The organism is Pokkaliibacter plantistimulans (genome assembly GCF_003194385.1).
GTDB lineage: Bacteria > Pseudomonadota > Gammaproteobacteria > Pseudomonadales > Balneatricaceae > Pokkaliibacter > Pokkaliibacter plantistimulans.
Map to the genome: position 1 here is coordinate 1 of NZ_LAPT01000063.1, position 10,178 is coordinate 10,178.

At 62.3% G+C, this 10,178-nt stretch carries 9 protein-coding genes; 8 read left to right on the forward strand and 1 reads right to left on the reverse strand.

Translation table 11 applies throughout. From position 1 onward, the window contains the following. Positions 1 to 369 precede the first annotated feature (369 nt). The 8 genes from WH50_RS13480 to WH50_RS13515 all read left to right on the forward strand — a co-directional run bounded on the left by WH50_RS13480 (position 370) and on the right by WH50_RS13515 (position 8,730). On the forward strand, positions 370 to 1,449 hold the full coding sequence (locus WH50_RS13480; RefSeq protein WP_110187779.1) for an ABC transporter ATP-binding protein: 1,080 nt from the start codon (positions 370 to 372) through the stop codon (positions 1,447 to 1,449). After that, positions 1,449 to 2,336, forward strand: coding sequence for an ABC transporter permease (locus WH50_RS13485; protein WP_104154687.1), 888 nt, complete (start codon positions 1,449 to 1,451; stop codon positions 2,334 to 2,336). The genes WH50_RS13480 and WH50_RS13485 overlap by 1 nt, the downstream gene beginning before the upstream one ends. After that, a complete protein-coding gene (locus tag WH50_RS13490; protein ID WP_110187780.1) occupies positions 2,333 to 3,127 on the forward strand; it encodes an ABC transporter permease in 795 nt (264 codons plus the stop codon). Before WH50_RS13485 ends, WH50_RS13490 begins: the two co-directional genes overlap by 4 nt. Before the next feature lie 25 nt (positions 3,128 to 3,152). After that, complete coding sequence (locus tag WH50_RS13495; protein WP_104154720.1) at positions 3,153 to 3,467, forward strand: (2Fe-2S)-binding protein; 315 nt, start codon at positions 3,153 to 3,155, stop codon at positions 3,465 to 3,467. Beyond that, positions 3,464 to 4,900 (forward strand): FAD/NAD(P)-dependent oxidoreductase, encoded by a 1,437-nt coding sequence (locus WH50_RS13500; protein ID WP_110187781.1) that lies wholly within the window; start codon positions 3,464 to 3,466, stop codon positions 4,898 to 4,900. Before WH50_RS13495 ends, WH50_RS13500 begins: the two co-directional genes overlap by 4 nt. Next, positions 4,893 to 6,071 carry an NAD(P)/FAD-dependent oxidoreductase gene (locus WH50_RS13505; RefSeq protein WP_110187782.1) on the forward strand — a complete coding sequence of 393 codons (1,179 nt, stop codon included), beginning with the start codon at positions 4,893 to 4,895 and terminating at the stop codon, positions 6,069 to 6,071. The genes WH50_RS13500 and WH50_RS13505 overlap by 8 nt, the downstream gene beginning before the upstream one ends. Continuing rightward, the gene (locus WH50_RS13510; protein ID WP_110187783.1) at positions 6,068 to 7,126 is read left to right on the forward strand and encodes an ABC transporter substrate-binding protein; all 1,059 of its coding nucleotides are present in this window, start codon (positions 6,068 to 6,070) and stop codon (positions 7,124 to 7,126) included. The genes WH50_RS13505 and WH50_RS13510 overlap by 4 nt, the downstream gene beginning before the upstream one ends. A 488-nt stretch (positions 7,127 to 7,614) precedes the next feature. Beyond that, positions 7,615 to 8,730 (forward strand): helix-turn-helix domain-containing protein, encoded by a 1,116-nt coding sequence (locus WH50_RS13515; RefSeq protein ID WP_110187784.1) that lies wholly within the window; start codon positions 7,615 to 7,617, stop codon positions 8,728 to 8,730. On the opposite strand, the gene WH50_RS13520 is transcribed toward WH50_RS13515, so the two are convergent. Then, complete coding sequence (locus WH50_RS13520) at positions 8,727 to 9,773, reverse strand: alpha/beta hydrolase family protein (RefSeq protein WP_110187785.1); 1,047 nt, start codon at positions 9,771 to 9,773, stop codon at positions 8,727 to 8,729. The genes WH50_RS13515 and WH50_RS13520 overlap by 4 nt on opposite strands. Positions 9,774 to 10,178: the final 405 nt, after the last annotated feature.

The following is a 10,178-nucleotide window of genomic DNA, read 5'->3' on the forward strand; positions in this document are numbered from 1 at the left end:
TTTTACCTGATACAGATGTGCAGCGTGTGGCTGCCCTCTCTCAGGGAGAGAGGGACGTGTGTAGCGCCTGCGTGTCGGCTTAACAGGTCGTTGAAAATCTATCTGTGTTGCCGAATACCGCGTCAAAAACAGGCTCACAGCCAAAGGCTGAACGTGCTTTAGCACGGCCCCGAAGGGGCGAGCGGAGCGAGTCAAATGCTCATTTAGTTCACTAAACTCCGCTTTTTCGCCTGTTTCTTCCTTGTCTCGGCTGCCTCGATAACGTTTTTCAACAGCCTGCTAAAGCAATTTGCTGTTTTTATTTCCGTTTATTCGGTAAGCGGCGTGGTTTTTATTTACGTCTCAATACGTGAATCAGGAGTAAGGGTGATGTCGTTTCTGAAACTGGAGAATATTGGCAAGCGCTACGGTGTCTTTACCGCCGTGGACAGCCTTAATCTCACCATCGAACAGGGGGAATTCATTTCCCTGCTGGGCCCGTCCGGCTGTGGCAAAACCACAACGCTGCAGATGATTGCCGGTCTCACCGACCCGAGCATCGGCCAGATCGTGCTGGATGGCCGTGATATCACTCATACCCGACCCAACCACCGTGGCCTCGGCATTGTGTTCCAGAGCTATGCGCTGTTCCCGCACATGACGGTCGCCGCCAACGTCAGCTTCGGTCTGGAAATGCGTAAGGTGCCGCAGCCCGAGCGTGACAAGCGGGTACAGCATGCGCTGTCACTGGTGCATCTCGACCATCTGGCCCATCGCTACCCGCGTGAACTATCCGGCGGGCAGCGTCAGCGTGTGGCCCTGGCCCGGGCGCTGGTGATTGAACCGCCGGTCCTGCTGCTGGATGAGCCGCTGTCCAATCTGGATGCCAAGCTGCGTGAGGAAATGCAGTTCGAGCTGCGCCAGATTCAGCGCAAGGTCGGCACCACCACCATCATGGTGACCCATGATCAGGCCGAGGCGCTGTCGATCAGTGACCGCGTGGTGGTGATGGAAGCCGGACGCATCACGCAGGTAGACGCACCGTTCCGCATGTATGAGCACCCTTCCACTCCCTTTATTTCCACCTTTGTCGGCAAGGCCAACGTGCTGCAGGGGCAGCTCAGCCGCAGCAGCTCTGGAGCTACTCTGGCGCTGGGTGATCTGCGTCTGGTGCTGCCGCAGCACAGTATTGACCCGAACCTTGGCAACGGTGCGGTCCAGGTCACCCTGCGACCCGAGAAGCTGGAGCTGACAGCGGCCGATCAGGGCATTCTCAGCGGCCGTATTCTTGAGCAGTTCTTCCTTGGCAGCCAGTGGCTGTACCGGCTGGAGTCCGTGGTCGGCGAGCTGATCATCACCCGCCCCAACAAGGGCGAGGCGCCGCTGCGTGAAGGTGATCAGGTCGGTATCAGCTGGCCGTTGGAGATGATGCGGCTGATGCCAGCTGCTGCAGCGGGAGGTGCCGCCTGATGTCGAGCCTGAGTTCTGCAGCGGCCAGACCGCCGCTGCCGCTGCGCCCCTATCTGCTCTGCGCCCCGGCACTGGTGCTGTTCGCCGCCCTGCTGCTGGCGCCGCTGTTGATTATCGGCCTGCTGTCTTTCCACGCCTTTGACTACAACCTCGGCGTGCAGGACAGCTGGACCCTGCATCAGTACCTCAGCGTCTTCACTGACGATTACTACTACAGCATTTTCTTCCGCACCTTCTGGATCTCTCTGCTGACCACCGCCCTGTGCGCCCTCATTGGCGTGCCCGAGGCCTATATCCTCAGCCGCATGGGCAGCCCGTGGAAGTCGATCTTCCTGCTGATCGTGCTGGCGCCGCTGCTGATTTCAGTGGTGGTGCGCGCCTTTGGCTGGAGCATGCTGCTGGGGCCGGAAGGGCCACTCAACCAGCTGCTGATGCTGCTTGGCTTCGACCCGGTGCGCATTCTCTATACCCCCACCGCGGTGGTGATTGCGCTGGTGCATGTGATGCTACCGTTCATGATCATCCCGGTGTGGACTTCACTGCAGAAGATTGACCCGGCCCTTGAAGCCGCCGCCCTGACCCTCAATGCCTCGCCCTTTACCGCCTGGCGCCGGGTGGTGCTGCCGCAGATTGTGCCCGGCATTCTCTCCGGCAGCCTGATTGTGTTCGGCCTTGCCGCCAGCTCTTTTGCCATCCCCGGCCTGCTCGGTGGCCGTCGCCTGAAAATGGTGGCGACGGTGGTCTATGACGAATACCTGCATGAGCTGAACTGGCCGCTGGGGGCCGCCATCGCCATCATCCTGCTGCTGGCCAACTTCGCCATCATGCTCAGCTACAACCGCCTGCTGGAAGGTTTCCACCGCAAGCGCATGGGAGGTCCGGTATGAACCGCAACAGCCCGCTCGCCCTGACCTTTCACGCTCTGGTGATCCTGTTCATGCTGGCCCCGCTGGTGATCGTCTGTCTGGTGGCCTTTACTCCGGCCAACACCCTGCAGGTGCCCACCACCGAGTTCTCGCTGCGCTGGTTCCGCCATATTCTCGACTTCCCCGACTTTATCCAGTCGTTCTGGAACAGCCTCTATCTGGCCTGTTTGTCCGCCACGCTGGCAGTCGCGCTGGCACTGCCTGCGGGGCTGGCCATCAGCCGCTTCGAGTTTCCCGGCCGAGGCTTCCTCAATGGCCTGTTCCTGTCGCCCCTGCTGGTGCCCCATCTGGTCCTCGGGGTGGCGCTGCTGCGGCTGTTCACCCTGATCGGCGCCACCGGCAACTTTGGCTGGCTGGTGTTTGCCCACGGTCTGATCATGGTGCCCTACGCCCTGCGGCTGATTCTCGCCGCCGCCACCGGCATGGACCGCAGTGCCGAGCAGGCCGCAGCCACGCTGGGCGCCAGCAGTGTTGTAGTGTTTCGCCGCATCACCCTGCCGATGCTGCTGCCCGGCATTGCCGGCGGCTGGCTGCTGGCCTTTATCAACAGTTTCGATGAGCTGAACCTGTCCATCTTTGTCACCTCACCGTCCACCGTGACCCTGCCGGTACGGATGTACATGTACGCCACCGAATCCATTGACCCGATGATGGCCGCTGTCTCCGCCATCATGGTCGCCATAACTGCCGTCGCCATGCTGGTGCTGGATCGGGTCTACGGGCTCGACAAGGTACTGGTAGGTAAACACTGATCTTGCCGGGATGGAAAGCCGCTCCATGTCACTGATCAAACGGGTCGCCGAAGCACAGCGACCAGCCGTTACCTTTCACCTCAATGGCCAGCCCTGTCAGGCGCTGGCGGGTGATACCCTGCTGACTGCCATCCTCAGCCAGCAAAGCTACCTGCGTCGCAACGAATTCAGTGGCCAGCCCCGTGCCGGTTTCTGTCTGATGGGCGCCTGTCAGGACTGCTGGATCAAGGATGCTCAGGGGCGCAGCCTGCGTGCCTGCTCCACGCTGGTGGAGGCCGGGATGTCAGTCTGGACCGACACCCAGCCGTCAACAGTCCAGCCGCAGGGAGCTGCCTCATGAGCCACGCTGCCTCTCTGACGACCCTGCCGCCGGTGATTGTCGGTGCGGGTCCGGCCGGTATCCGCGCTGCGGAAACCCTGGTCCGCGCCGGTTTGCGTCCGGTGCTGATCGATGAAGCCGCCAAAGGGGGCGGGCAGATTTATCGCCAGCAGCCCGACGGCTTTCAGCGTCCGGCCAAAGCCCTCTATGGCTTTGAAGCCAGCCGTGCCGAAGCCATCCATGCCAGCTGGCGCGCCCTGCTCGACCAGGTCGACTACCGCCCGCACACTCTGGTGTGGAACAGCGAAGGGGATGAGCTGGATTTACTGCAGGTACGCGATCAGCACTACGACGGCCAGCCCTGGCAACAGCTGATTCTGGCCACCGGTGCCACCGACCGCATTCTGCCCTTCAGCGGCTGGACGCTGCCCGGTGTCTATACTCTGGGCGCGGCGCAGATTGCCCTCAAATATCAGGCTACCGCCATTGGCAGCCGGGTGGTGTTTGCCGGCACCGGGCCGCTGCTGTATCTGATCGCCTATCAGTACGCCAAGGCAGGCGTTGAGGTAGCGGCGGTGCTCGACAGCGCTCCCTTCAGTGCCAAATGGCAGGCCAGCGCCAGCATGCTGCGTAACCCGCCGGTGTTCGCCAAAGGCTTATGGTATCTGGGCTGGCTCAAGGCCCGTGGCATCCGGATTGAGTACGATGCCCACCTGCTCGCCGCCAGCGGTGAGCAGCGTCTTGACGGCGTGCGCTGGCGTCAGCAGGGGCAGGAGCACCAGCTGGACTGCGAGGGGCTGGGCTTTGGTTATGCCCTGCGTTCAGAAACCCAGCTGGCCGATATTCTCGACTGCCGCTTTGCCTTTGATGAGCTGAATCGTGCCTGGCTGCCCGTGCGCGATGCCATGGGCCGCAGCTCCCGCGATGGCGTGTATCTGGCTGGTGACGGCGCCGGCATCATGGGTGCCGATGCCGCCGAATGGGCCGGTGAGCTGGCAGCACTGGCGGTGCTGCAGGATCGCGGCATGAGCGTCGACCGCGCCCGCATCCACCAGCTGCAACAGCAGCTGCAGCGTACCCGGCAGTTCCGTGAGGCGCTGGAAGGTGCCTTCCCCTTCCCCGAGCAGTGGGCGCACGAGGTGGCCGACGACGTGGTGCTGTGCCGCTGCGAAAATGTCACCGTCGGCGAAGTGCGCGCCCTGATCGGCGAGCTGTCACTGCAGGACATGAACCGCCTGAAAGCCCACAGCCGCGTCGGCATGGGCCGCTGTCAGGGTCGCATGTGCGGGCTGGCCGCCACCGAGCTGCTGGCCATCGGCAGTGGCCAGAGTGTGGCCGATGCCGGTCGTCTGCGTGCCCAGGCGCCGGTCAAACCCTTGCCCTATGCCATCACCCCGACGGTGCAGCAGTGGTCGCCCTCGTTGTCTGTCGCCGAGGAGGCCGAACATGACTGATATCCATACTCCCGGCAGCAAACGTACCCTTGGCACCGACGTCATCATTATCGGTGGCGGTATCGTCGGCGCGTCCGCAGCTCTGGCACTGCGCCAGAAAGGCGTAGCCGTGGTGCTGCTGGAGCGTGACTTCTGTGGTTCCCGCTCCAGTGGCATCAACTACGGCGGTGTGCGCCGTCAGGGGCGACTGGAAGCCCAGCTGCCCCTGAGCCAGCGTGCCCATCATATCTGGGCCCGGCTGCCGGAACTGATCGGCATCGACGGTGAATACGTCCGCTCCGGCCACCTCAAGCTGGGGGTGAATGAGCGCGACATGGCATCGCTGGAAAACTATGCGCAGATGGCCGCCCGCTATGAGCTGCCGCTGGAAATCCTCGACCAGCAGAGCCTGCGCCGCCGTTTCCCGTGGATCAGCCCCACCGCGCTGGGCGGCTCCTACTGCGCCGAAGACGGCCACGCCAACCCGCGTCTGGTTTCACCAGCGTTCGCCCACGCCGCGCGCAGGCGCGGCGCACAGATTTTCGATCAGACCCCGGTCAGCAGCATCGAACACGACGGCCAGCGTTTTATCGTCGAATGCCCGCAGCTGCAGGTGCGCGCACCGCTGCTGATCAACTGTGCCGGTGCCTGGGGCCACCGCATTGCCGAATGGTTTGACGAACAGGTGCCGCTGCAGGTGTCCTGCCCCAACATGACGGTCACCGAACCGCTGCCACTGTTCATGGATGCCAGTATCGGCATCGAAGGTGGCAGCATCTATGCCCGTCAGGTCAGCCGTGGCAACTGCGTGATTGGCGGTGGTCAGGGCTATACCACCAGCGATACCACGGCGCGGCCGGGCCGCGAGGCCATTCTTGAACTGATGAAGATCGCCAGTGCGCTGTTCCCGGCGCTGGCCAACGCCCACCTGATCCGCTTCTGGAGCGGTATCGAGGGCAATATTCCCGACCGCAATCCGGTGGTCGGGCCCAGCCATACGACCCCGGGGCTGTTCCACGGCTTCGGGTTCTGCGGGGCAGGTTTCCAGATCGGGCCTGCCGTCGGTGAGGTTCTCGCCGAGTTGATCGACGATGGACACACCCCCACCCCCATCGACGCTTTTGCCATTAACCGCTTCAGCACTGCGTCATCGACGCTGATGAGCACATGCATTGTCTCAGGAGATGAATGATGAACACCCGCAGCACCTCTTTCTGTCTGAACGCTTCCGCCGCCCTGCTGAGTGCCGCTGTGGCACTGGCAGCCCATGCCGATGAGAAAACCCTCTACATCGGCATGAACGGCGGCAATATGGAAAAAACCTACACTCAGGAAGTCTTCACTGAGTTCGAGAAGGCCAACAACGTCAAGGTCGTGGTGGTGCCCGGCACCTCTTCGGAGATTCTGGCCAAGGCGCAGGCCAACAAGGACAACCCGCAGATGCACGTGATGTTCCTTGATGACGGGGTGATGTACCGTGCCGTCAGCATGGGTCTGTGCCAGAAGCTGGATGAGACCCCGACGCTGGCCGAGCAGTATCCTGCGGCGCGGATGAAGGGTGATATGGCCGTCGGCGTCAACATGGGCATGACCGGCCTGGCCTATAACAAGAAGATGTTTGCCGACAAGGGCTGGGCGGCACCGACCTCCTGGCTGGACATGGCTGATCCCAAGTTCAAGGGCAAGGTGGTCTTCCAGTCCATGCCGTCGTCCACCTATGGCCTGCACGCCTTCCTGATGCTCAACCGCATTGAGGGTGGCAGCGAGCAGAACGTCGAGCCGGCGTTCGACAAGTGGGACAGCACCGTCGGTCCCAACGTACTGGAATTTATCCCCAGCTCCTCGAAGATCGCCGAAATGGTACAGACCGACGAAGCGGCCCTGTTCCCGCTGACCCCCACCGCCGTGGCGTCACTGCAGGCCAAAGGCATCGACGTGGGTTATGTACAGCCCAAGGAAGGCGCACCGCTGCTGATGGTGTCCGAGTGTGTGATCGCCAACAACAGCGAGCCTGAACTGTCGAAGAAACTGGCTGACTTCCTGCTCAGCAAGGACGCTCAGGCCAAAGCACTGGCCTTTGGTAAGTTGCTGCCGACCAACGCCCATACCCCCGCCACTGCAGAAACCAAAGACCTGCTGGCACAGATGGATACCTATATGAAGTCCGCCATCGCGCTGGACTGGGACAGCATCAATGCCCTGCGCCCCGAGTGGAACAAGCGCTGGAACCGTCAGATTGAGCAGTAAGTAAGCGCTGACAGGTCAGCCTGCGCTTATGGTTCGAGGCTGGCCTGCAGCTGCTAACCACTGATCTTGCCAGCCACACAGATCAGCTCCCCTCGCCCCTGGCGGGAGAGGGGCTGGGGGAGAGGGGGTCTGTCACTGAATACATCCTCGAATATCGTGTTTTTACTCCGCACACAGCATGCAGCCTATTTTGTCAGCCGCGCAGATCAGTGCCACTGGTTACCCCCTCTCCCTAAATCCCTCTCCCGCAAGGGGAGAGGGACTTTTCCGGAGCCATTCTCGAACATCGAATTTTTACTCAGCACACAGCATGCGGCGACCAGACACCCATTTTGCCAGCCACACAGATCAGCTCCCCTCGCCCCCGGCGGGAGAGGGGCTGGGGGAGAGGGGGCCTGTCACCCGGCAACCTGACCTTAACCACACCGCCAATCCATCTGTGCTACCCTGACCGCGATTTTCGATGTCACAGGCGTCAGGTCTTGCCCATGCTTTCGGTCCCCTTACCGCTGATCTCCATCGTTCTGCTGATTACCGTGCTGCTGCGCTTCTGGCATCTGCGTCAGGGTGATGAACTGGCACGGGCACGGCTGGGCTTTGTCGGCGGTTGCCTGATCATGCTGCTGGGTGTGGCCATGCGCTGGACCCTGCCATACTCCGAACCCCTGATGGCGTTGCGGGCACTGCTGGCGACCCTGCAACCGGGCTGGGTGCTGTACTGTCTGGCGCCGCTGTTCAGTGCCCGGGCACCGCGCCACGCCCTCGTGCTGATGGCCTGCAGTGCCGCGGTCTATTTGCTGACCCGGCTGGGCTGGTATGGCCTGCTGGATGGCTACAGCGTCAGCCTGTCACTAGCGGTGGGCCTGTACCTATGGCGCTGGCTGCCCGGCAGGCGGCCGCAACGCAGCGACTGGCAGCGTGCCCCGCGCTATCGTCTGCTGATGCTGGCCAGCCTGATGCTGCTCAGTGATGCGCTGATCAGCGGGGTGATTAGCTTTGATCTGCTGTTCAGTGCCGGTCGCCATGTCGCCACCATTCTGCTGGTCACCCAGCTGCTGCTGATCGGCATTCTGGTCACCGCGCTGGTCGCCTCCAGCCGCCCGGCGCAGCCTGCCGTGGCCGATACCGTTGCCCCTGCCAGTCACGCCCAACCCGCAGCCGTTACACAGACCTCCGCCGATACCCGCAGCGTCCTGCCTGCACCGGAGCAGCAGGCCGCCCCGGCGCCAGTGCAGCGCATTGCAGTGGCCAGTGATGAAGACCGGCAGATCATGGCGCAACTGCAGCAGCTGCTGGGCGACCAGCCACTCTACCTCGATCCCAACCTGACCCTGCAACAGGTAGCGCGCAAGGCAGGCATTCCCGGACGGCAGATCTCCGCTGCCGTCAATCGTCTGACCGACGGCAACTTCTCCCAGTGGATCAATGCTTACCGCATCGACGCCATCTGTGAGCAGCTGCGTCACAGCGAGCTGCCGATCACCGAGCTGATGCTGGCCGGTGGCTTTCAGACCAAATCCAACTTCAACCGCGAATTCCGCCGTATTACCGGCATGAGCCCCAGCGAGTACCGACAGCAGGCTGGCGTCCCTCCGACCAGTTAGGCACCCAGCACCCGCTGCAGGTAACTCAGGATCGTTGCCGACACCTGCTGCTGCAGCGCCTCGCGTGAAGCCGTGCCTTGATCCTCACAGATCATGCCATCGCCCGGACTGTCGGCTTCCAGCAATGCCGCCGCGCCAGCCTTGCAGCGCTGGATAAAGCTGAAATGCGATGCCTCGTCGATCACCTGATACTGCAAACGCTCGGCGGGCAGATGGCTGGCCAGATAGCCGGACTCCAGCAGCGCGGGCACCTGACGGCTGCGCGGGTCAGCAGCCAGTACCAGCACCGGTACCGGCATCTGCGCCAGACTGCGGCCAGTCAGGCCGCGAGCCAGCCCGAGATCGAGGGTCACAGCGGCCTTGATGCGCGGATCACGCCAGTCTGCCGCCAGCTGTTCAAAGCTTGAGGCGGGCTGGCCGCCGGTCAGATAGAGATAAGCCTTGCACGACACATCGGTCGGATGCTGCACGCAGTCGGCATGCATCTGCGCCGGGCTGAAGCGTGCCCCCGCTGCCATCATCGCCGTCCAACCGCCGAGGGAATGACCGATCACCGCCACCCGCTGCAGATCGGCGTGCTCGCTGGCATGCTGGCTGACCCAGTCAATGGCACGGCGAATATCCACAGGCCGCTGCCACAGCTGCCCGCCCACGGCCGGAGTGATATCACCGCTGGTGGTGCCGGGATGATTGGCGGCCAGCACCAGATAACCGGCCCGGGCCAGCGCCTGACCCAGCCAGAGCTGGTTGCGCCAGTTGCCGCCGTAACCGTGAGACATCACCACCAGTGGATGCCGCCCCGCTGCCACCGGCGCACCGGGCAGCACCGGCACGCCGATAAAAGCCGGGTTATCACCGATCAGCGTCGGGGTGATGGAAGTATCGGCCTGCGCAGGATAGAGCAGCACCGCCTGACGGCCAGGCAGGCCATCATCACCGCCAATGGTGATCTGGCGAAAGCCGACCGCGGGGGGAACATCGGCCACCGCCAGCGGGCTGAGCAGGGCACTGCCGAGTGCGATAACGAGATAAAACAGCCACATGGAAAGTCTCCTTGAGCAGAGTGGGAACGCTATCAAAGGCTGTCTTTGTAGCGTTTCCAGCCCTGCCGGGAGACCTGAAACAGGATATAGGTCTTAACAGGCTGTTGAAAAACGTCATCGAGGCGGCCGAGACAAGGAAAAAACAGGCGAAAAAGCGGAGTTTAGTGAGCTAAATGAGCATTTTGAGCCTGTTTTTGACGCGGTATTCGGCAACGCAGATAGATTTTCAACGACCTGCTTATTAGCAGCCTATGCACTTCGACACCCAGACCGGAGCCGGATATACCACCTCCGGTCTGCGACTCTCGGGCTATCCGCCACTGATCATTTATTGCCCTGCATCATCCCACTTCTACACGTCACAGGCATAGAGTCTGAGCATATCGAGATGGGAGGAGAAGGCCA

Excerpts from the sequence above, each read along its gene's own strand:
- WH50_RS13480 (WP_110187779.1), top strand. The coding sequence starts at position 370 with ATGTCGTTTCTGAAACTGGAGAATATTGGCAAGCGCTACGGTGTCTTT.
- WH50_RS13485 (WP_104154687.1), top strand. The coding sequence starts at position 1,449 with ATGTCGAGCCTGAGTTCTGCAGCGGCCAGACCGCCGCTGCCGCTGCGC.
- WH50_RS13490 (WP_110187780.1), top strand. The coding sequence starts at position 2,333 with ATGAACCGCAACAGCCCGCTCGCCCTGACCTTTCACGCTCTGGTGATC.
- WH50_RS13495 (WP_104154720.1), top strand. The coding sequence starts at position 3,153 with ATGTCACTGATCAAACGGGTCGCCGAAGCACAGCGACCAGCCGTTACC.
- WH50_RS13500 (WP_110187781.1), top strand. The coding sequence starts at position 3,464 with ATGAGCCACGCTGCCTCTCTGACGACCCTGCCGCCGGTGATTGTCGGT.
- WH50_RS13505 (WP_110187782.1), top strand. The coding sequence starts at position 4,893 with ATGACTGATATCCATACTCCCGGCAGCAAACGTACCCTTGGCACCGAC.
- WH50_RS13510 (WP_110187783.1), top strand. The coding sequence starts at position 6,068 with ATGATGAACACCCGCAGCACCTCTTTCTGTCTGAACGCTTCCGCCGCC.
- WH50_RS13515 (WP_110187784.1), top strand. The coding sequence starts at position 7,615 with ATGCTTTCGGTCCCCTTACCGCTGATCTCCATCGTTCTGCTGATTACC.
- WH50_RS13520 (WP_110187785.1), bottom strand. The coding sequence starts at position 9,773 with ATGTGGCTGTTTTATCTCGTTATCGCACTCGGCAGTGCCCTGCTCAGC.